We start from the raw sequence: 20,974 nt of genomic DNA, 5'->3' as shown, positions 1-20,974 counted from the left end.
AACTAAGTAGTGGGCAACACTACCACCGACCTCAACTATTGTGCTGTAGGCACTAAAAGTTGACTCAAACCGAAAGTGCCAAGCCTTACGAATCTGCTTAAACTATCATGCGTGCGGCTTAAATTTCTTCGTCATTCCTTGGCTAGATGGGGAAACAAGCTTGTACCCTAACTTTTCGTAGAATACTGGCTCATCTGCGATCATTGAAACATAAGAGCCTTCTAAGGCAACCGACGACAAATAGTCATCTATGTGCTCCATAACCTTTCGGCCTAACCCTTGACCTTGATAGTCTGGATCAACGGCAACATCCACTACTTCAAAATTACATGCGCCGTCTCCAATCACACGTCCCATGGCAATCAGAGCATTACCATCTCGAACCGAGATGGCATACAAGCTATTTGGCAAAGCAATGGTGGCAGCCTTTAACGACTTTGGAGACAAACCCGCCTTCACTCGCATTTCACAAAACTCTGATGGACTGGGGACTTTTGCTTCGTATTTTAATGTCATTATCTATAGTTCCTTTTATTACGTTCGGATCATACACATGACAACTGTGTAAATAAACATGTTAGGTGTATTTTTGATTAGTATGCATAACGCTGTGTTAAGCTGTGACAGCGTTTGCCACACTCGATCGAAACGAAACTAGCAAGCGTTTGGAATCACTCTTAAACGTTGGTATGTTCGATTTAAAAGAAGTATAAAACCTCTAGTTAAGTTAAGGCCAACACATTATTAGCATCGCGACTGTTCAGAACAGTTGGTCCATCTACTTCTGATCCGAAAACCTCGCGTGATAAGGCGTTAATTCGTTCCCTTCAACTGTTAGGGGATTGTAGAGATTAGGTCTACGACCTCTGATCCAGCGTTTACCTGTACACATATCTAGTTGTTCTGCATTCAGATCTGCAATAACCATATCGTTATCAACGCTATCAGTTTCTGCGATAATTTCTCCGTAAGGATTGAGTACCATTGCATTACCCGTTCTAACTTCATTCATATCAACCCCAACACCGTTGCTAAAGATCAGGAACATGCCATTGTCATGAGCACGCGAGGGTAGCCAACGCATTAACCATTCTCTTCCTTTTGAACTTTGCATTTCAGAACGAATCGACTCTGGATCTTGCTTGCGGTTATGCCAAAGTTGGGGATCAATCAACCCCATCGCATTTGGGCTGCGTGAGTTGGTTCCACCTGTTTGATGAGGAGCAACTAGGATATCGGCACCTTTTAATGCTGTAATTCGTGCATTCTCTACCAAATTATTGTCCCAGCAAATAAGAATCCCCACCCTGCATCCATGTGGTGTATCAAATACAGTATATTCACTCCCACTACTCATGTGTTCACTGACAAACGTATGCAGCTTTCTGTGTTTGGCTATCTGACCATCAGGCATTGCCATTACGTAAGAGTTATAAAGATTTCCGTCCTCATCCTTTTCAATTAAACCTGCACCAATGCTGAGCTGGTATTTTTCAGACATTTTTAGCAAACGTTGAGTAGTTTCCCCTTGTGGGATGAATTCTGACAAATCATAGATCTCTGACTTTTGAAGTTTCGAAACATGCCAGTAACCAGTCACACACATTTCAGGGAAAGCGATGATTTTCACCTCTTGTTTAGCCGCCTTTTCTACGTAACTTTGAATGAGCGATAAGTTGTAGTTTTTATCGTTCGCATGGTGGTTAAATTGAACAGTAGCAACACGGATATCTTTCATGATTGTTCCTTTTACTTAGTGAATATCAATCATTTTAAAAAGCTCTTTTAATTCCGTATAATGAATAAAATTCCTATATTTAATGAGCAAGCGGAATGGATTTTGGTGATTTACGCACATTCTGCCAATTAGCAGAAGATGGTAACTATCGAGTAGCTTCAGAGCACTTACATATCACTCAGTCAGCTTTAACTAAGAAGATTCAACGTCTTGAGGCTTTTTGTGGGGTAGTATTATTTGAAAGAGGAAGACAAGGTGCCAGTCTTACTGCGGCAGGAGTTGCTCTTTTACCTGAAGCGCAACGTATTGTGTCGAATTTTGAGTCTTATAAATCTTTAACCCAACGAGTCGCCAAGGGAATTGCAGGAAATCTCAATATAGGTTTTGGTATCTCTTCTTACCATCTGGCACCAGGTTACATAGCTAAATTCAAAAAAAAGTACCCAGAAATCCATATTACACTCAACGATATACCATCTCAAAACCAGTCGGAGGCGTTGCTTTCAGGAGAACTTCAGCTCAGTTTTAGTCGACTTCCTGCTATTACCCCGCTGAAAGGGATGAAGCTCTCGAGAGATTACCTAGTAATAGCGACGCATAACAGCCAAATCATAGACAAAAACAAATTGTGGTATTCGTTAGATTCAATCGATTATTTACAGCTCAATCCTGAACGAGGCATGGGTCTAAGCCAACAAATAAACATGTTATTGGGAGAGCATGAGAAAAAACTGAACGTTGCTCAAGAGGCTGATGATATTCAAACACTGTTGGCGCTGGTATCGGCAAATTTGGGCTTCACTATTGTTCCAGCAAGTGTCAAGAATATTGCGAATGAGCACGTCGCTTTTTGGGAACTTTCAGGAGAAAATAGCTCGTGGGATGTTGGTCTAATTTGGAATGAACAGTTAGAGAACCTTGCGAGAGATAACTTTATTCAATTTGTAGAGCAGAATCGAGCCCTACGCCCTTAATTGAATCACATGCTTCTTTGCCGCTATCATCGATTGATAACGGTTAGGGTTAGGGTTAGGGTTAGGGTTAAGTTTACATACAGAAAAGGCGAACCTGTTGGCTCGCCTTTGTTATTCATTCCACCGCTGTAACGACAGACAGTTGATACGAGTAGTGCCTATTTTAAAGGATCATTATCAGGCAGGGCGTTATGTATCCATAGTGCTAAACGATGTTTGATACTGGCACCGTCTAATTTACTCTCTGGCAGTGGTGTGATTTGTTTTGCATCAACCAAAAATAGATAAATCGCTTTAACTTTAACCGGTTGTGGCGACATAGGTAAATCAAACCCCTGCATCTTTGCCATCTTGACACCAACCTCTAATGCCTTTTTTACCAACTTGTCTTCATTCAAGAGTTTCGCGGTTTTTGACATACATTGTCACCCTTAATATCAGTAGAATGGTCAGTATACCAAATTGAAGGCTTCACTTGCTTGTGTCACTTTCAGATTCGTTAAGCTGCTAGATTATCGAGCCTAAATATCCCTGTATTTAAGCTTGGCGATCAAAAAAACGGCCGCTAAATAGCGACCGTTAGTCAGAGTGAAGCGCAAGGCTTACTTAAACGTCATTGCCAATGTGGCGGCCACATTGCGCGAGGTCATTTCAACGTTAAACGCCGCTTCTTTCAGTGCGGTGGGCAAATCGGTTGCACCGAGCACCACACTGTAAACAGCGTCAATCCCATGCTCATGCACCACGTGGCAATCTTTAGCGATACTGCCGGCGATACCAATCACTGGCAAATCGTACATTTTCGCTGTGCGCGCCACACCAACCGGTGTTTTACCATGAATCGTCTGGCTATCAATGCGACCTTCACCAGTGATCACCAAATCGGCATCTTTCACCACTTCACAAAGGTTCACCGCGTCCATAACAATGTTGATGCCAGGGCGAAGATCGGCGTCAAAGAGGCCCAATAGCGCAGCGCCTAAACCGCCCGCTGCCCCTGCACCCGCTTGGCCAATCACCTCTTTTCCATTGGTTTGATGAATCACTTGCGCGTAATGGGCAAGGTTTGCATCTAGCTGGGCGACCATTTCTGGCGTCGCACCTTTTTGTGGTCCAAACACGTGCGATGCGCCTTTTATACCGCACAACGGGTTATCAACATCACAAGCGACTTCAAGTTTAATCGCGGCCAAACGTGGGTCTAAACCAGATAAATCAATGCTAGCCAGTTGAGCCAATGCACCGCCGCCAAAACCGAGCTCTGCGCCATTGCTATCGATAAAACGTGCGCCGAGCGCCTGCGCCATCCCCATGCCGCCGTCGTTGGTCGCACTGCCACCAATACCGACAATTATGTGTGTCACCCCAGCATCTAGCGCCGCTTTAATCAGCTCGCCGGTGCCGTAGGTGGTGGTCAAAAGAGGGTTACGCTGCACTGGCTCAACTAGGTGTAAGCCCGAGGCCGCCGCCATTTCGATCACTGCCGTCGTACCTTCGCCAAGTAAGCCATAAAAGCCTTCTACCGTTTGACCTAGTGGGCCTGTGACCAACGCGTTAACAATCTCTCCCCCAGTGGCATCAACTAAGGATTGAACCGTTCCTTCTCCACCGTCGGCCATTGGCAATTTAATGCAGTTCGCCTGTGGGAAGACTTGCTTAAAGCCGTTTTCAATCGCCGTCGCCACTTCCATCGCAGTGAGGCTCTCTTTGTAAGAATCTGGAGCAATTACAATTTTCATAAGAAATCCTTAAACAAACAGGCCAAATACGCCAAACATCATGGTTGAAACAAAGGCGATCATTAGACCTACCGCCGATTCATAAGGGATAAGCTTGAGACGCTCGCGAATATCCATGTGTACCGCGCCGCCTGTGGCATGGAAGAAGCTGCCGTGTGGCATATGATCAAGGACCGTCGCACCCGAGTGAATCATCGCCGCCCCCGCCAATGCTGGTACACCCAGCTCTAAAATGGTGCTGCTAAAGACGCTCGCCGCCACAGCCGTGCCCGCCGTTGTTGAGGCAGTCGCCAATGCCATCATCGCACCAGAAACAGGTGCTAAGACGAACGATGGCAAGCCTGATGCCGTTAACACATCAATAAGGCCATCTTTTAAACCCGAGTTAGCAATGATGCCGGCAAGTGTACCGGTGCCCAGTAGCATGACCGCCACTGGTGCCATGCGGCTAAGACCGGCAACCGCGAAGTGGTTTGTATCAGCAAATCGACCCATCACCACTGCGCCAAGTAAGCCACCAAGCGGCAACGCGATAAGCGGATCAACGTTAATTCCTGCAATCGGGCGCAATGACAGCAACGCAATCGCCACCAAAGGAGCCACAATGGCCGCCTTAAAAGCTGGCAAACGTGAGTGGTCAACTTCGACAACCTCACTGGCCTCGACCTTAGTGCCTTTGTTAACCAATTTTTTAGCGATGAAATACGCCAGCAGCAAACCACATAAACCTGGGATCACTCCTGCCGCCATCACCGAGGTAAGAGGCACATTAAACGCATCGGCCGCGGCAATAGCATTTGGGTTGGGTGACATCACGTTACCCGCTTTACCACCACCGACCATGGCCAACAGAATCGCCGTTTTAGAGATATTTGCGCGGCGGGCAATCGCGAGAGCAATCGGCGCAACCGTAATAACGGCGACATCGACAAACACACCCACTGCAGTCAAAATCATCGTAGCGATAGCAAGTGCTAACAACGCGCGCGTTTCACCGACTTTTTTAACGATGGTTTCCGCTATCGAGGTCGCGGCGCCAGATTCAATCAATACGCCAGCCAATACACCAGCAGCAAGAATACGCAGCACGGCAGTCACAATACCTTGCGCACCACCGATCATTAGTGACACGGTATCTGTAAGCGATACGCCGCCGACAACACCACCGACAAGCGCACCGATAATCATGCCATACGCAGGCGGTACTTTTTTGAGGATCAGAGCAATGGCGACGACTAAGGCCGTCAAGGCTCCGAGCGTAGAGACTTCTATCATTTTGCTGTTTCCGTTTATTTCGTTAACTGCCTGCAGAGTAGAAGCAGTTAGCGTGAAATTCTTTATGCAAAATAACAAATTTCTCCCACACAAGGGAGATGGCAATTGTGCAAACGCACAATTTAGATAGTCAAACTATAAGCATTTTATCGCTAGATAGAGTTGAACTTTATGATCTAACTTATTGATAAATAAACCAGTAATTTGCTCTATCTTTTCTAGGCGATAGCGTAGCGTATTGCGATGAATATGGAGAGCTGCACAGGTTTGAGCCAGATCGCAATCCTGAGCAAAAAATTCCTTGAGGGTTTTAAGCAGCACACCTTTTGCGTCTTTCTCACCCAACTTATCGAGCGGGTGCGTCAACTGCTCTCGTCGCCAGTCGTCTTGTTTCAGCCCATCAATCAATACCGATAGCTTGTGCTGCTGATAAAACAGGATCGACTCTTTACTCTCTGCATTGCACGCTAAGGTCGCTTTGGCAGTGGCATAAGATCGAGATAACCCGCTAAGCCCAGCAAAATACTCTCCCATGGCGATTTTGACAGAGAAGTCGGCCTGTTGAGCAATCCGTTTGAGCAAACGCTTGGCCCGCTTTTTCTCCTCCGTTTTATTCCACGTCCCCTCCACCACCGTCACCGGCTTTAGCACGACAACCTCGTTCATCGACACAGAAACAATGCCGACAATATTGTCTCTTTCTGGGTACTCCAACAGATGGACTAATTGTTGCAATTGCTCCAAAGTTAGTGGCTCTCCGGGTTTTGGAATCACCTTGACTGTTGCGGCAACCCGCGGCTGAGATAAATCAAGATCGAGCCGCTCGGCTATCGATAGCAGCTGATTTTCATTGAGGGTCGACCCTTGAATAAGTTGCAATAACAGCTCTTCACGGTGGCGTTTATTCCACTGGATCTGTGCCATTAACGCCGCTTGCTCGACAATCAGCTCCGCCGTCATCTTGACCAACTCACCATAATTTCGCACTTGTTCAGGCTTACCCGAGATGCCCACCACACCAATCACACTGTCTTGATACACAATCGGTAGGTTAATCCCTTCTTTAACACCACTGAGCGTACTGGCGACACTGTGGTTAATTTCAAGGGTGCGGTTGTCGTGAATAGCGAGCAAAGCCCCTTCATGAGTCCGATATAAACGCGATGGATCGCTTGATCCAATGATCTGGCCATTTTCATCCATCACATTCACAGGATATTTAATGATGTTTGTCGCTCGCTCGACAATTTGCCGAGCGATCAAGCTATTTAACTGCATAACACCGATTCCATTAGACAGGTGGACAAGGTTATTCGTACTGCGCTAGGCAAGCTTTAAGAGTTTGATTGAGCTGCGCTTTTTGTTCGCTATTCAGCCCTAAAACCAAACTGGCTTGCACTGCGGCGTGTTGTTCTATCAAGGTGTCGATCAGCGCCAGTCCGGCAGCCGATAGCTCGACCGTTACACTGCGACGATCAGACTGGCTATGCGCCCTAGCAATCAACCCTTTAGATTCCAGTTTATCGAGTCGGTTGGTCATCGCCCCTGAAGTCAGCATCATCGAGCCCATCAACTCAGAAGGCGTCAGGCGGTAAGGCTGACCACTACGACGCAAAGTCGCCAAAACATCAAACTCCCCTGGCTTAAGGTCGTGACATTTATGCAACTGAGCGACTTCAGCTTCCATATACTTCGCCACGCGCATCAGGCGTCCCATGATCGCCATGGGTTCTGTTTCTAACGTTGGTTTCTCTGCCGCCCATTGGCCTACAACGCGGTCAATCGCATCCATTTCGTTTAATCTCCACAGGTATTAACAACAATAGAAGAGTTATCTTAATATAAAGATACTTTACAAGCAGCAACTTTAAGCGTACATTTTAATCAAACTATCTTCACATAAAGATAATTAACATGAATGTATTACTTGCTATGATCCCTGCGTTTTTGTGGGGAACCACCTACGCGGTGACACAATATGCCCTGACAGATTGGCCGCCGTTGCTGCTTGGTGCCATCCGAGCTTTACCGGCCGGATTGCTGCTACTGGCAATCAAGCCAAGTTTGCCGCAAAAAAGCGATTGGCCAATCTTGCTCAGACTTGGGCTGATTAATATTGCCACCTTCTTTGGTTTAATTTTTGTGATGGCCTTAAATCTACCGTCAGCCATTGCCGGCGTTGGTATGGTGTCGGTTCCGGTATTTGCCATGCTCTATCATTGGCTCCGCGGTAAACAGCGACCAAATAATGTTCAATCGTTAAGTGGGGTGGCATTAATCGCATTGGCGTGGATGTTGTTTGATCCTAGTTCAATCAGCCTTAACCCTATCGGACTTATCGCGATGCTAGGTGCGATTACCTGTATCGTTATCGGCAGTACCTTGACCAAATCATTGGGCAATCGCATCCATTGGTGGACGGTATTGACTTGGCAATTGATTCTTGGTGGTGCGATTTTATCTGTCGCCTCTGGCCTACAAGCCGTGATCGCTCCTGAACAATACAGCAAAATATTGAGCCACTTATCGATGCTCAATCTTGTTGGCTTGAGCTGGCTGGTCATACTCAATACTGCGCTCGGATACGGTTTGTATGTGTGGTTATTACAACGCATGTCTGTGGTCGACTTTACCTTTGGCGGTATTGCCAATCCGATTGCAGGGATCGTCACAGGCTTGTTGTTACTGGGCGAATCGTTCAGCCTATTTCAATACAGCTTAATGATGAGCATGATTGCGATGTCACTACTACCGCAAGTATTGACTAGGCTAAGAGCAAAAAAAATGCGCCTGACACCGTGCGCGCAAAAAGCCAAATAAACTCAATCGATCGCCTCTGTTTACAGTGTAAAAATGCCATGGTTGTTAAGCCATGCCATTTTATTTTGTCTTATACGCGCGCCGTTTAGACGATTTCAACCACCAGCGCTTGGTAAGGCTGAAGTTGCAGGTTTATTAAGTCATCAACAACGCCTACACCATTATTAATAAGCTGGTTTGTGACTTTACCTTGATAACTTCTCTCTAGCGACTTGTCAGTGAAATTAGCAATCGTCAGCAGAGTTTTGCCTTGGTGCTCGCGTCGATAGGCGTAAACTTCGCTGTCATCTGGGTCGAGTAGCTGGTGCGCGCCGTAAACAATCACATCACCATAGTCGTCGCCTTGGCGCAGAGCAATTAACTGACGGTAATGGTGATAAATAGAATCCGCATCACTGACCGCTTGCTCGGCATTGATGTGCTGATAGTTATCATTAAGTGGCAACCATGGCGTACCTGACGTGAAACCGGCATTGGCTTGGTGATTCCACTGAATGGGGACCCGAGCGTGATCTCGAGAAAAATCATTCAGAAATGCGATAGCGTCTTGATCACTCACACCACGCGCGATCATCTTTTGATAATGGAACTTCGCCATCAAGTCGTTGAATTCATCGATACTATTGAAGTGTTTGTTGGTCATACCGATCTCTTCGCCCTGATAGATGTACGGCGTGCCGCTCATCATGTGCAGTACCGTCGCCAGCATTTTTGCACTGACAACTCGATACTGAGCTGAGTCGCACCCATAACGTGATACCGTACGCGGCTGATCGTGGTTACTCCAGTACAGGCTGTTCCAACCTTTTTGGTACAAATCCTCTTGCCAGCGCGTCATGATCTCTTTGTATTGCACCAGATCGAAATCTTTTTTGACCGCGTTGTGCTCTTCTCGGTCAATGCTGACATGCTCAAACTGAAAAATCATACTGATCTCATTACGCGCCGGATTGGAGTAAAAACGGCCGTCCAATGTGGTGGTAAAAGGCGTTTCACCCACGGTCAAAACATCATAATGTTTCAGTACTTTGTCATGCATTTCCCGCAAGTACTGGTGAACCAATAAATTGTTTGACCAATGTTCCCATCCTGCAACACCTTGATCAAAAATCGTCGCATCTGGGTAATCTGACGGTTTGCCAATCATATTGATCACGTCCATACGGAAGCCGCCAAGACCTTTTTTAAGCCAAAAATGCATCATCTCGTAAACGGCTTCACGCACTTCAGGATTGGCCCAATTCAAATCAGGTTGTTTATCGCTAAATATATGCAGGTAATACTGACCTGTTGTTTCATCTAGCGTCCAAGCTTTAGGCTTAAAGAACGACTCCCAGTTATTTGGCTCACTGCCATCCGATTTGGGATCTTTCCAGATGTACCAGTCACGCTTAGGGCTGTCTTTTGAACCACGAGACTCGACAAACCAAGGATGCTCATCAGAGGTATGATTGACCACCAGATCCATCATAATTTTGATGCCGCGCTTATCCGCTTCGGCAATTAACCTGTCCATATCTTGCATGGTGCCAAACTCGGGCGCGATGCTCTGATAATCAGAGATGTCGTAGCCATTATCATCCATTGGCGACTGGTAAACTGGGCTCAGCCAAATCACATTAGCCCCAAGCTCGCGAATATAATCAAGTTTTTCGATGATGCCTTTGATATCACCAATGCCATCGCCATTTGAATCATTAAAACTGCGCGGATAAATCTGATACACAACGGCGTTGTGCCACCAACGCTTCGCCAACTGCTGGTTGTTCATAGTGCCTCCTTACTGATTAGGAAAACGTTCACTGCTGGCTCGAATCACTAATTTACTCTCAAGCTGAATCGAATCTGGCGCTATTTGACCCAACGCCATCTGCGCCGCCAGTTGCCCTTTTTGCATGATCGGCTGCTCAATAGTCGTCAGTCCAACCCGCTCTGCGATGGGAATGCCATCAAAGCCAACAATGCGAATATCGTCCGGCATGGTCAGGCCAATTTCATTGGCAACATCAAGCGCTGCCAGGGCGATTTTATCGCTCATACACAACAATACATCGACTTTTTCCGGAGCCGTTAACGTGCCACGTAGCATGGTTTTTAGGCTCGAGATCTCAAGATCATGAATCTGCCACACCTTTTCAACACTGAGCAGATTGCCGCGCTCTTGCATTGCTTGTTTGTAGCCTTCAAAGCGGCAACGTGACACTGACTCTTCACTGGAATAAAGATGATTAAAGCTGGTGAGACAAAGCGACGTCGAGGGCTCCAAACGCAGACCGAGAATGATCACGTTGTCATCCGGGCGGTGAATCGCGTGTTTGGCGACTTGATAAGCCGCATGTTGATTATCAATATTAATCGATGGAAAGTTCGGCAGACAAAAATCCACCGCAACTACAGGTTTATGCTGACGCACAATATGGGTAATCACATTGGTGTCGATCGGCTTGCCATAAACGATAAAGCTGTCAGGAATACTCTCGACCTGAGTGTTTTGATAATTCTCACTTTTTGAAGGCAGCAACAGCATATTGACGTGCGCGGCATCAAGCACTTTGGAAATGCCAGTCAGAAACTCACTGGCGACAGGATCGGTAAAGTTATACGCCAGATTATCCGCCAGCAACACACCGATCACACTGGTTTTGCCTGTTCTTAAGCTGCGCGCTGCGTTGCTTGGCCCGGTGTAACCAAGCCGTTCACATTCAAATAAAATCTTGTCGCGCAGCGCTTTGGACAGCTGGTTAGGACGATTAAACGCATTCGACACCGTTGCGGTTGAAACCGCGAGATGTTCAGCTACTGTTTTAAGTGTTGGCTTTTTGTTTTGCATCGTTTGAAATCGTCCATTACGCAACAACTATAGGCAAAGATAGTTAATCTTTACCTAAAGTCTAAAACGATTAAGTAAAAATAAGTACTCGCGCAAAAATCAGCATTAAGTGAGTGTGAGTGCGGTCATATTTCATACAAATCTTCGGCTTAAAGTTTGATCGAAGGCACAACAAGCGCGCAAAAAACGAGCAGCTTTAGCGTCAACTCCTATTTTGATTACTGATAGCTTAATCGATTAAGACATGAGCCTAATAAATCACTATCACAATTAGGTACAAGACGCTCGGTTATACAACAAGAAACGCTTACTAAGTATCTGAATACACGGAGTCTGACCAATGAAATCCACTCTACTTGCTAGTTCAATTGCAGTCGCAGTCTTTTCTTTCCCGACCCTAGCTGCCGACTTAAAATACGCTCCCGGCGAAGATGCTCGCTTTAATTGGCAGAGCTATGAAGCCCTTAAAAGCCAAGATTTAAAAGGGCAACAAGTGACCATTTTTGGCCCATGGTTAACCGAAGATAAAGAGCTCGTTGAAAGCGTGTTCGCCTACTTTGAGCAAGCCACAGGCGCAACGGTAAATTACTCGGGGTCAGACTCTTTTGAGCAGCAAATTGCGATTGATGTTCAGGCTGGCAGTGCGCCGAACATTGCTATTTTCCCCCAGCCTGGCTTAGCTGCGGATCTGGCCTCCAAAGGTTTCTTAACACCACTTGAGCCAAAAACGGCGGACTGGCTGAATGACAATTATGCCGCGGGGTCGTCTTGGGTTGACCTTGGCACATTCAAAGGTAAAGACGGCAAAGAGGCGCTGTACGGATTTTTCTATAAAGTCGACCTGAAATCTTTGGTTTGGTATGTACCTGAAAACTTTGAAGACGCAGGTTATGACGTACCGCAAACCATGGAAGAGTTAAAAGCGCTCACCCAACAAATCGTTAAAGATGGCGAAACGCCTTGGTGTGTTGGTTTAGGCTCAGGTGGTGCAACTGGATGGCCTGCAACCGATTGGGTTGAAGACATGATGCTTCGCACTCAATCGCCCGCTGACTACGATAAATGGGTGACCAACGAGCTCAAATTTAACGACGCCAAAGTGGTTAACGCCATCGAAGAGTTTGGTTGGTTCGTGCGTAATGATGCCTATGTCGATGGCGGATCACGCGCCGTGGCCGCAACCGACTTCCGCGATTCACCCAAAGGGATGTTTACCTCTCCGGTAAAATGTTACATGCACCGCCAAGCTTCGTTTATCCCAAGCTTCTTTCCTGAAGGCACAGAGCTCGGCACCGATGTCGACTTCTTCTACTTCCCGTCCTACGAATCAAAACCATTGGGTAAACCTGTGCTTGGCGCTGGAACGATGTGGAGTATTACCAAAGACTCCCCAGCTACTCGCGCCTTTATGGAATTTCTCCAGTCACCAATTGCCCATGAAATTTGGATGGCGCAATCAGGGTTCTTAACCCCACATAAAGGGGCGAACGTCGAAGCTTACGGCAATGACACGCTCAAAAAACAGGGCGAGATTTTACTTCAAGCCACCACTTTCCGCTTTGATGGTTCAGACTTGATGCCAGGCAAGATCGGCGCAGGTGCTTTTTGGACAGGCATGGTCGATTACAGTGGCGGCAAAGCTGCGCAAGATGTCGCCAACGATGTGCAAGCCACTTGGGATGCATTGAAATAATCCGCGCTCTAAAGCCGATAGGAACTTCTTCTATCGGCTTTGTGTTAGTTCAATTTGTAGACTAGGTGAGGCCACGATGGAACAGCTCTACTCCTCTTTATTTATCATGGTATTAGGCGTCGCAAGTTGCGTGGTCTATTTCGTTGGCAGCAACTGGTTGCTAACCATCATTTTCCCGACCCGAAATGTTTCCAGCCAAACCATGGCGCGTAACCTACGTCGCGCCGCTTCTGTTCGTCCTTGGTTGTTTCTTGGCCCTGCGCTGTGCTTTTTAGGTCTTTACCTTGTCTATCCGGTATTTGAGTCAATTGTGCTCTCACTGCATGACAGAAATGGCGATAAATATGTGGGTTTGGCCAATTACACTTGGCTATTTAATGATCCAGAATTTCGCGAGTCACTGTTTAACAATCTACTGTGGCTACTGGTTGTTCCTGCCGCCTCAACCTTTTTTGGCTTAGTCATTGCCGCTCTTACCGATAAAGTCAGTTGGGGCAACATCGCCAAAAGTTTGATTTTTATGCCGATGGCGATTTCATTTATCGGCGCGTCGATTATTTGGAAGTTTGTCTATGATTACCGCGCCCCCGGCTCTGAGCAGATTGGTATTCTTAATGCGTTGGTGGAGCTTTTGGGCGGTTCAGCGCAAGCGTGGGTAACCCTACCTTTTTGGAATAACTTTTTTCTAATGGTGATCCTTGTCTGGATCCAGACCGGATTCGCCATGGTGATCCTCTCAGCTGCGCTGCGCGGTATTCCCGAAGAAACCGTCGAAGCGGCGGTCCTTGATGGCGCCAATGGCGTGCAGATCTTCTTTAAAATCCTGATCCCACAAATTTGGGGCACCATCGCCGTGGTGTGGACCACGATCACTATTTTGGTACTCAAGGTATTCGATATTGTGTTAGCCATGACCAACGGTCAATGGAGCACTCAGGTACTGGCTAACATGATGTTTGACTGGATGTTCCGTGGCGGTGGTGACTTTGGCCGTGGTGCCGCTATTGCCGTGATCATCATGGTCGCTGTTATCCCTGTCATGGTGTGGAATATGCGCCAGGCAAGTGCTCAGATGGAGGATCGCTAATGCCAAGCTTAACCACTGACACTAAAAAAGCCCCCTTTGGCCTGAGTAAACTCAGACGCTCACCGCTGACACTACTGATGCATTTTTCAGTGCTGATCATCGTGATTTTGTGGACACTACCTACTGCAGGGCTGTTTATTTCCTCTTTCCGCGACAAAGATCAATTGGCTCTGTCAGGCTGGTGGACATCTTTAACCTCATCCCAACAAAACTTAATCGAGCGAACCGGTGGCGCCGACACGCAAGTAAAACAAGGCGATGTCTATGTATTGTCTGGCCAACTGTTAATAGAAGGACAACCGACCACGGTCAGCGCGTTTGGCTTTTCATCACGTGAACCGACCCGTTACCAACCCGGAGAGGTCGCCGACATGCGTGGCGACGGTACTCTGACCGTTTCAGAGACTGGTGAATACCAGATGATTTCTGCCGAGCCATTTAAAGGCTCGCGTGGTAAGCGCATCTTCTTTACTGCGATCGTGCCGCCAAAATTTGGCCTCGACAATTACCAAGAAGTGCTCACCGCTGAAGGCATTGGTCGATCGTTTATTAACTCGCTGACCGTGACCATTCCAGCAACCATCATTCCCATTCTTATCGCAGCCTACGCGGCCTATGCATTGTCATGGATGAAAATGCCAGGACGAAACCTGCTTATCGCGCTGGTGGTCGGCTTGTTGGTTGTGCCACTGCAAATGTCACTTATCCCACTGTTACGGCTCTATAACGACATCGGCGCCTTGTTTGGCGTTGGCGCCAAAACCTATCTTGGTATCTGGCTTGCGCATACCGGTTTTGGCTTGCCGCTGGCGATCTATTTACTGCGTAACTATATCTCGAGTCTGCCACGTGAAATCATTGAATCGGCGCGAGTAGACGGCGCGACCGATTTTGAAATTTTTATGCGTATCGTATTACCCCTGTCGTTCCCTGCCCTCGCTTCTTTCGCCATTTTCCAGTTCTTGTGGGTGTGGAATGACTTATTGGTGGCAACGGTGTTCCTTGGTACTGGTGAAGAGCATATTGTGCTGACCGCACGTTTGCGTGAACTGCTTGGCTCGCGAGGGGGCAACTGGGAAATTCTCACCGCCTCGGCCTTTGTCTCTATTGCGGTTCCTTTGGCGGTCTTTTTCACCTTACAACGCTACTTAGTTCGTGGACTTCTTTCAGGCTCTGTCAAATAGCAGCCGTTAGCCAATGATGAGAATAATGATATGACAGGATTAGCTTTAACTAACGTAACCAAATCATACGGCAACACTCAGGTATTACGCGGCATCGACCTCGACATCAAACAAGGTGAGTTCGTGGTGTTTGTCGGCCCATCAGGGTGCGGAAAATCGACCTTGCTGCGCATGATTGCCGGGCTTGAAGAAATAACCTCGGGTGACCTTTTTATTGAAGGCGCGCGCGTCAACGATCTGCCTGCCGCGATGCGTGGCATTGCGATGGTGTTTCAGACCTATGCGCTCTACCCACATATGACCGTTTACGACAACATGGCCTTTGCGATGCGGATTGCAAAAGAGTCGAAAGATGCCATTCATGACCGAGTGATGGAAGCCGCGCGCATGCTGCAACTTGAGCCTTACCTTGATCGTTTACCCAAAGCGCTCTCGGGTGGTCAGCGTCAGCGGGTCGCGATTGGGCGGGCAATTGTTCGTCAGCCAAAAGTCTTTTTATTTGATGAGCCATTATCTAATCTTGATGCTGCGCTTCGGGTACAAACACGTATCGAGATCGCCAACCTCAAGGAAGAGCTCGACCAGACGACGATGATCTACGTCACTCATGATCAGGTCGAGGCCATGACCTTAGCCGATCGTATTGTGGTGCTATCAGCAGGGAAAATTGAGCAAATCGGTACACCACTCGAACTCTATACCAATCCGGCCAATGTGTTTGTCGCTCAGTTTATTGGCTCGCCAGCAATGAATCTTAGTTCAGCAACCTTGCTGGAGGCGGGCGATAGTTGCACGGTTGAAGCACAGAGCGGCCTAACCATTGACGTACCAATTGCCGCTCAAGCAACACTCAAAGGCAGCACTCTCAGATTGGGGGTTCGACCAGAAGATTTCCTTGTCGCAACCACTGACGATGCGTTGATGTCAGGCACGGTACTGTTCGTTGAGTCATTGGGTGAAGTGACATTACTGCATATTAATGTTGCAGGTCATGATGAAACGATCGTGGCCAAACTGCCCGGAATTTTAGACTTCCATCGCGGCGAGCAAATCCACCTTAAAGCCAATGTTGAGAAAATTCACCTGTTCAACCAAGACGGAATCTCACTTAAGTACCTTTAATTCTATCTCTGTTAATGGCGAGCTTTGACAATGGGGCTTGCCTTCTTGCGCGAGGTTTACCATGCACAACAAAGTTCAATTGATTACCTATGTTGACCGACTCACAGGCTCTGATCTTAACGGCCTCACTCAGCTTTTAAGCCATGAGTTAGATGAACTTTTTGCTGGTGTACACCTGCTACCATTTTTTTATCCGATCGATGGCAGTGATGCTGGGTTTGATCCCATCAATCATGCCGAGGTCGACTCTCGCTTAGGATCATGGCAAGACGTGAAGCAATTGAGTGATCATTGCCAGATCATGGCCGATCTCATCGTCAACCACGCGTCGGCGCAGTCTCCCCAATTTTTGGACGTGATCGACAATGGCAAGCAATCTCAATATTGGCCCCTGTTTCTCAAACAGCAAGACGTCTTCCCTGATGGAATTACCGACCATCAGGCCGAAGCGATCTACCGCCCTCGCCCTAGCCGCTGCTTCAGCGCCAAAACGCTCAAGTCAGGCCAGCAGGTCAACTTCTGGACCACCTTTACTGATAACCAAATTGATATCAATGTCGAGCACCCTCAAGGCCAAGCCTACTTAGAACAGATTCTGTCACTGTTTGCCGACAATGGCATCAAAATCATTCGCCTTGATGCCGCAGGCTATGCCATCAAACGTCCCGATACCAGCTGTTTTATGTTGGATGAAACCTTCGAGTTTATCGATAAGCTGTCTCAGCGAGCTAATCAACTCGGGATGGAGACCGTTGCGGAAATTCACAGCCACTACCAAACGCAAATTGAGGTCGCGAAACGCGTTCATCGAGTCTATGACTTTGCGCTGCCACCGCTGGTGTTACATGCGCTGTTAGCGAATGACTTTGACGCTCTGATTGCCTGGTTAAAAATCGCGCCGCGTAATTGCTTAACGGTTCTCGATACTCATGACGGCATCGGCATCATCGATGCGGGCCCTCAAGGTGACAAGCCGGGTTTACTCAACGAAGAACAAATCAATCAACTGGTCGAGTCGATTCATCACAACAGTGGCGGACAGAGTCGCTTAGCAACAGGCTCGGCCGCCAATAATCTCGACCTTTATCAAGTCAATTGCAGCTACTACGATGCACTGGCAAGCAATGATTTTCACTATCTGGTGGCTCGGGCGATTCAGTTTTTTAGCCCAGGAGTGCCTCAGGTCTATTATGCTGGTCTGCTAGCAATGCATAATGATATCGATCTTCTCGCACAGACTCAGGAGGGGCGCGATATCAATCGTCCTTACCTCGATCAAGACAAAATCCATCAGCAGTTAGCGCTACCTGTCGTTAAAGGGCTGATTGAGCTAATTAAACTGCGTAACACCCACCCCGCGTTTAATGGTCAATTTCATCTAGCCGGCACGCAACAGCAACTCGAGTTAAGCTGGCGCGACAATCACAACCAGATTGAATTAACGGTGGATCTTGCCAACCAAAGCGCAGTGATCCGTCATGCATTGGATGGCAAGAGACAAGAGATCGATTTGAAGCATCTGCTTAACGACTGAGGCTTGATTCACGGCACAGAGGTTGAAACGTGACTCGCCATTCGCGCCGTTGCTGCGTAGAATACGCGCTCTTTCCCTTCCATGCGTGACAATAGGCAGACGGTTTGCACACAGTAAAACAACTAAAGAATGGTCAATTAAAAGGCATTCAGCGCCTTCAACTATCTGAGCAATTAACACAATTACCGCAAGAGATTTTAACTCTGGCCGACACGTTAGAAATTCTTGATGTCTCCAATAACCAACTCAACGACTTGCCTCAATGGCTCGCTGATCTTCCTCAGCTCAAAATCCTATTCGCATCGAATAACCGTTTTACTCACCTTCCACTTGTGTTGGGACGCTGTGAAAAGCTGGAAATGGTCGGGTTTAAAAGCAATCAGATAGTGCGCGTAGCAGAAGAGTCGCTGCCGAAACCGCTCCGCTGGTTGATTCTCACTGACAACCAAATTGTTCAGTTGCCCGAGTCTTTAGGCTATCGACCTCGCCTACAAAAACTCGCTTTAGCGGGCAACCAAATTAAAGCGTTACCGACCAGTTTTGAACATCTACACAATCTAGAGCTCGTTAGATTGTCTGCAAATCAGTTAGAGATTTTCCCTGATGTACTGTTGAAACTGCCGAAACTCGCTTGGATGGCATTTGCCGGCAACCCGTTTTGCGAACAACTCGCGCAGCAAAACAGTGTGCCTGAAGTGAGTTCAGACGCTTACTCAATCAATCACGTTCTTGGACAAGGTGCATCGGGCGTTATCTCTCATGCTAATTGGCTCAACGACGATAGTCCCTTCCCCAATGAGGTTGCGGTCAAAGTGTTTAAAGGCGAGGTGACCAGCGATGGCTATCCTCACGATGAACTTCAAGCTTGCTTGAAAGCTGGGCAACATAACAACTTGGTAAAGTCGATTGCTCAAGTCAATCAACCAGGTTATTTAGCGCTGATCATGGAACTGATTCCTGACCAATACTTTAACTTAGGTCTACCGCCAACATTAGCTACCTGCACCCGTGATGTCTTCAAGCCAGAGTTGATCCTAAGCATTGTTCAAATCGAACATATCGTCAGCCAGATGCTGGCAGTATTTAGTCATCTTCACGACAATAAGGTCTGTCACGGTGATTTGTACGCGCACAATGTGTTAATTAATCATCACGCCGAGATGATCTTTGGCGACTTTGGTGCCGCTTCCGTATACGACTACTTACCTAAGTGTCAGCAACAAGGTGTACGTAAAGTGGAAGCAAGAGCCTTAGGTCATTTTATCCAAGATTTACTTTCTGTATGTGACCCGCGCGATATCGACAGTGAGACTTACCACTATGTGCATAATTTAATGCGTATTGCCCAGTAGTGATCGAGTGGTGATTATTTTGGTACAATGGATACCGTATGGTCACCAAATGAATAAGGTTTTGTATGCACAACATGGATTTTTCCCAGCGCGTGGTGATAGAAACGCAACAATTAGATTGGGTTGCCAGTCCTGCCAAGGGTGTGTGGCGTAAACCATTAGAGCGAGAAGAAGCAGAATCAGGCCATACAACCAGCGTGGTGCGTTATGATGCGGGATCTCGTTTTAACACGCACTATCATCCGATGGGCGAGGAGATCTTCGTGCTTGAAGGCGTGTTTTCTGACGAACATGGCGACTATCCAGCGGGCAGTTATTTACGTAATCCACCAGGCAGCCATCATGCACCATTCAGTCTTGAGGGCTGCGTCATCTTAGTCAAACTCAATCAGTTTGATAAACGCGATAGCGCGACTATCAGACTCAATACTCATCACCAGCAATGGCTAGCAGGCATGGGCGGTTTACAAGTCATGCCACTGCATGACTTTGAACATGAGCACGTAGCTTTAGTTAAGTGGCCAGCAGGAGAGAGATTTCAGCCTCATCGTCATTTCGGCGGTGAAGAGATTTTTGTGCTATCTGGAGAATTTGCTGATGAACACGGCGTTTATCCGATAGGGAGTTGGATTCGTAGCCCACATATGAGTGAACATTTCCCCTTTGTTGACCAAGAAACGATCATACTGGTCAAAACCGGACATTTGCCTCTCACGCCTTAGTCATTGTCTTCTCTTAGTTTTGGCTGCTGTTGAGTTCTGTGTCTTTATAGCGCCTCTTGTTACGCACAAGAGGCGTCTAATAGGGACAATGCCTATCGCCCGCCAGCAATGTCAATGAACGAGCCTGTGACATATGAGGCCTCGTCTGAGAGTAGCCAAGCAATGGCATTAGCCACTTCAAGCGCCGTCCCACCGCGCTTAAGCGGGATAAATTCAGCCAATCGATCAACACGTCCCGGCTCGCCGCCATCGGCATGCATTTCCGTATAAATACACCCAGGCCTTACGCTATTGACTCGAACACCTCGCTCAGCCAACTCCAGAGATAGGCCTTTCGTCAACGAGTCCATCGCGCCCTTGGAAGCGGCGTAATCAACATATTCAAATGGCGCGCCTGTACGGGATGCAGCAGAAGAGACATTGACAATAGCCCCTACACCATCAAGTTGGTTGATAAACGTTTTACAACACAAGAAGCAGCTCACTACATTGGAGTTCATCACTCGCTTAAAACGAGCAACATCAATGTCACACAGCGTCGATTGGTCAAAGAGAATCCCGGCATTGTTTACCAGATGAGTCACCATGCCATAGCAAGCTCTCACTTCAGTAAACATCGCTTCAACTTGCACTTGATCAGACACATCCGCTTGAAAAGCAAAGGCCCGCCCTCCCGACTGAGTAATCTGCTCGATCACCTGTTGAGCCCGAATATGATTATTTAGGTAATTGACACAAACCAAATCCCCCTGCCCGGCAAGCAGCTTGGCCGTTTCAGCGCCAATACCTCGACCCGCCCCCGTCACTATCACAACGTTGTTCATTATTGTTCCTTCAACATTCCTTTGTCGTCCCACTTTACACTGTAAAATCAACCGTGACTAACCGTTTACTACCCTAGTGT

General features: G+C 47.3%; 19 protein-coding genes. 9 read left to right on the top strand and 10 right to left on the bottom strand.

All coding sequences use genetic code 11. The annotated features are described in order from the left end of the window. Window positions 1–105 precede the first annotated feature (105 nt). Window positions 106–516, bottom strand: a complete 411-nt coding sequence (locus ViNHUV68_RS15795) for a GNAT family N-acetyltransferase (protein WP_391091482.1) — start codon at window positions 514–516, stop codon at window positions 106–108. A gap of 262 nt (window positions 517–778) precedes the next feature. Then, window positions 779–1,741 (bottom strand): nitrilase-related carbon-nitrogen hydrolase, encoded by a 963-nt coding sequence (locus tag ViNHUV68_RS15790; protein WP_391091848.1) that lies wholly within the window; start codon window positions 1,739–1,741, stop codon window positions 779–781. Between the two features lie 92 nt (window positions 1,742–1,833). On the opposite strand from ViNHUV68_RS15790, the gene ViNHUV68_RS15785 reads away from it, so the two are divergent. Continuing rightward, window positions 1,834–2,712, top strand: coding sequence for a LysR substrate-binding domain-containing protein (locus ViNHUV68_RS15785; RefSeq protein WP_391091480.1), 879 nt, complete (start codon window positions 1,834–1,836; stop codon window positions 2,710–2,712). Window positions 2,713–2,870: 158 nt separating this feature from the next. On the opposite strand, the gene ViNHUV68_RS15780 is transcribed toward ViNHUV68_RS15785, so the two are convergent. The 5 genes from ViNHUV68_RS15780 to ViNHUV68_RS15760 form a co-directional block, all read right to left on the bottom strand. Then, the gene (locus ViNHUV68_RS15780) at window positions 2,871–3,131 is read right to left on the bottom strand and encodes a DUF5062 family protein (protein ID WP_391091478.1); all 261 of its coding nucleotides are present in this window, start codon (window positions 3,129–3,131) and stop codon (window positions 2,871–2,873) included. Window positions 3,132–3,314: 183 nt separating this feature from the next. After that, a complete protein-coding gene (locus tag ViNHUV68_RS15775; RefSeq protein WP_391091476.1) occupies window positions 3,315–4,451 on the bottom strand; it encodes a glycerate kinase in 1,137 nt (378 codons plus the stop codon). 9 nt (window positions 4,452–4,460) lie between these two features. Further along, entirely contained in the window at window positions 4,461–5,726 is a 1,266-nt protein-coding gene (locus tag ViNHUV68_RS15770; RefSeq protein WP_391091474.1) for an SLC13 family permease, read from the bottom strand. Between the two features lie 135 nt (window positions 5,727–5,861). Next, on the bottom strand, window positions 5,862–7,004 hold the full coding sequence (locus ViNHUV68_RS15765; RefSeq protein WP_391091473.1) for a sugar diacid recognition domain-containing protein: 1,143 nt from the start codon (window positions 7,002–7,004) through the stop codon (window positions 5,862–5,864). A 31-nt stretch (window positions 7,005–7,035) separates the two neighbouring features. Beyond that, a complete protein-coding gene (locus tag ViNHUV68_RS15760) occupies window positions 7,036–7,518 on the bottom strand; it encodes a MarR family winged helix-turn-helix transcriptional regulator (RefSeq protein WP_038173408.1) in 483 nt (160 codons plus the stop codon). A 122-nt stretch (window positions 7,519–7,640) separates the two neighbouring features. On the opposite strand from ViNHUV68_RS15760, the gene ViNHUV68_RS15755 reads away from it, so the two are divergent. After that, entirely contained in the window at window positions 7,641–8,546 is a 906-nt protein-coding gene (locus ViNHUV68_RS15755) for a DMT family transporter (protein WP_038173407.1), read from the top strand. 85 nt (window positions 8,547–8,631) lie between these two features. Here the strand turns inward: ViNHUV68_RS15755 and ViNHUV68_RS15750 are convergent, their stop codons facing one another. After that, window positions 8,632–10,317: an alpha,alpha-phosphotrehalase gene (locus ViNHUV68_RS15750; protein WP_391091470.1), complete on the bottom strand. Its 1,686-nt coding sequence runs from the start codon at window positions 10,315–10,317 to the stop codon at window positions 8,632–8,634. Window positions 10,318–10,326: 9 nt separating this feature from the next. Beyond that, window positions 10,327–11,376 carry a LacI family DNA-binding transcriptional regulator gene (locus ViNHUV68_RS15745; RefSeq protein ID WP_038173405.1) on the bottom strand — a complete coding sequence of 350 codons (1,050 nt, stop codon included), beginning with the start codon at window positions 11,374–11,376 and terminating at the stop codon, window positions 10,327–10,329. 340 nt (window positions 11,377–11,716) lie between these two features. On the opposite strand from ViNHUV68_RS15745, the gene ViNHUV68_RS15740 reads away from it, so the two are divergent. The 7 genes from ViNHUV68_RS15740 (at window position 11,717) to ViNHUV68_RS15710 (ending at window position 20,070) form a co-directional block, all read left to right on the top strand. Continuing rightward, the gene (locus tag ViNHUV68_RS15740) at window positions 11,717–13,069 is read left to right on the top strand and encodes an extracellular solute-binding protein (RefSeq protein ID WP_391091468.1); all 1,353 of its coding nucleotides are present in this window, start codon (window positions 11,717–11,719) and stop codon (window positions 13,067–13,069) included. Window positions 13,070–13,145: 76 nt separating this feature from the next. After that, complete coding sequence (locus ViNHUV68_RS15735) at window positions 13,146–14,156, top strand: ABC transporter permease subunit (RefSeq protein ID WP_391091466.1); 1,011 nt, start codon at window positions 13,146–13,148, stop codon at window positions 14,154–14,156. After that, the gene (locus ViNHUV68_RS15730; protein ID WP_157631125.1) at window positions 14,156–15,340 is read left to right on the top strand and encodes a carbohydrate ABC transporter permease; all 1,185 of its coding nucleotides are present in this window, start codon (window positions 14,156–14,158) and stop codon (window positions 15,338–15,340) included. Before ViNHUV68_RS15735 ends, ViNHUV68_RS15730 begins: the two co-directional genes overlap by 1 nt. 30 nt (window positions 15,341–15,370) lie before the next feature. Further along, a complete protein-coding gene (locus ViNHUV68_RS15725; RefSeq protein ID WP_391091464.1) occupies window positions 15,371–16,462 on the top strand; it encodes a sn-glycerol-3-phosphate ABC transporter ATP-binding protein UgpC in 1,092 nt (363 codons plus the stop codon). Between the two features lie 61 nt (window positions 16,463–16,523). Next, a complete protein-coding gene (gtfA, locus tag ViNHUV68_RS15720) occupies window positions 16,524–17,996 on the top strand; it encodes a sucrose phosphorylase (RefSeq protein ID WP_391091462.1) in 1,473 nt (490 codons plus the stop codon). A 104-nt stretch (window positions 17,997–18,100) separates the two neighbouring features. Continuing rightward, window positions 18,101–19,348 (top strand): protein kinase, encoded by a 1,248-nt coding sequence (locus tag ViNHUV68_RS15715; protein ID WP_391091460.1) that lies wholly within the window; start codon window positions 18,101–18,103, stop codon window positions 19,346–19,348. A gap of 65 nt (window positions 19,349–19,413) precedes the next feature. Continuing rightward, window positions 19,414–20,070 carry a cupin domain-containing protein gene (locus tag ViNHUV68_RS15710; protein WP_391091458.1) on the top strand — a complete coding sequence of 219 codons (657 nt, stop codon included), beginning with the start codon at window positions 19,414–19,416 and terminating at the stop codon, window positions 20,068–20,070. A gap of 92 nt (window positions 20,071–20,162) precedes the next feature. Here the strand turns inward: ViNHUV68_RS15710 and ViNHUV68_RS15705 are convergent, their stop codons facing one another. After that, window positions 20,163–20,894, bottom strand: a complete 732-nt coding sequence (locus tag ViNHUV68_RS15705; protein WP_391091456.1) for an SDR family oxidoreductase — start codon at window positions 20,892–20,894, stop codon at window positions 20,163–20,165. Window positions 20,895–20,974 lie beyond the last annotated feature (80 nt).

It is taken from the genome of Vibrio sp. NH-UV-68, from assembly GCF_042940635.1.
Taxonomy (GTDB): Bacteria; Pseudomonadota; Gammaproteobacteria; order Enterobacterales; family Vibrionaceae; genus Vibrio; species Vibrio pacinii.
This window is presented reverse-complemented; position numbering and strand designations above follow the sequence as displayed.

Bases quoted from the DNA above. Each gene is read 5' to 3' on its own strand.
- ViNHUV68_RS15775 (WP_391091476.1), bottom strand. From the start codon at position 4,451: ATGAAAATTGTAATTGCTCCAGATTCTTACAAAGAGAGCCTCACTGCG.
- ViNHUV68_RS15765 (WP_391091473.1), bottom strand. From the start codon at position 7,004: ATGCAGTTAAATAGCTTGATCGCTCGGCAAATTGTCGAGCGAGCGACA.
- ViNHUV68_RS15795 (WP_391091482.1), bottom strand. From the start codon at position 516: ATGACATTAAAATACGAAGCAAAAGTCCCCAGTCCATCAGAGTTTTGT.
- ViNHUV68_RS15750 (WP_391091470.1), bottom strand. From the start codon at position 10,317: ATGAACAACCAGCAGTTGGCGAAGCGTTGGTGGCACAACGCCGTTGTG.
- ViNHUV68_RS15785 (WP_391091480.1), top strand. From the start codon at position 1,834: ATGGATTTTGGTGATTTACGCACATTCTGCCAATTAGCAGAAGATGGT.
- gtfA (WP_391091462.1), top strand. From the start codon at position 16,524: ATGCACAACAAAGTTCAATTGATTACCTATGTTGACCGACTCACAGGC.
- ViNHUV68_RS15710 (WP_391091458.1), top strand. From the start codon at position 19,414: ATGCACAACATGGATTTTTCCCAGCGCGTGGTGATAGAAACGCAACAA.
- ViNHUV68_RS15760 (WP_038173408.1), bottom strand. From the start codon at position 7,518: ATGGATGCGATTGACCGCGTTGTAGGCCAATGGGCGGCAGAGAAACCA.
- ViNHUV68_RS15730 (WP_157631125.1), top strand. From the start codon at position 14,156: ATGCCAAGCTTAACCACTGACACTAAAAAAGCCCCCTTTGGCCTGAGT.
- ViNHUV68_RS15745 (WP_038173405.1), bottom strand. From the start codon at position 11,376: ATGCAAAACAAAAAGCCAACACTTAAAACAGTAGCTGAACATCTCGCG.
- ViNHUV68_RS15705 (WP_391091456.1), bottom strand. From the start codon at position 20,894: ATGAACAACGTTGTGATAGTGACGGGGGCGGGTCGAGGTATTGGCGCT.
- ViNHUV68_RS15740 (WP_391091468.1), top strand. From the start codon at position 11,717: ATGAAATCCACTCTACTTGCTAGTTCAATTGCAGTCGCAGTCTTTTCT.
- ViNHUV68_RS15725 (WP_391091464.1), top strand. From the start codon at position 15,371: ATGACAGGATTAGCTTTAACTAACGTAACCAAATCATACGGCAACACT.
- ViNHUV68_RS15770 (WP_391091474.1), bottom strand. From the start codon at position 5,726: ATGATAGAAGTCTCTACGCTCGGAGCCTTGACGGCCTTAGTCGTCGCC.
- ViNHUV68_RS15735 (WP_391091466.1), top strand. From the start codon at position 13,146: ATGGAACAGCTCTACTCCTCTTTATTTATCATGGTATTAGGCGTCGCA.
- ViNHUV68_RS15755 (WP_038173407.1), top strand. From the start codon at position 7,641: ATGAATGTATTACTTGCTATGATCCCTGCGTTTTTGTGGGGAACCACC.
- ViNHUV68_RS15780 (WP_391091478.1), bottom strand. From the start codon at position 3,131: ATGTCAAAAACCGCGAAACTCTTGAATGAAGACAAGTTGGTAAAAAAG.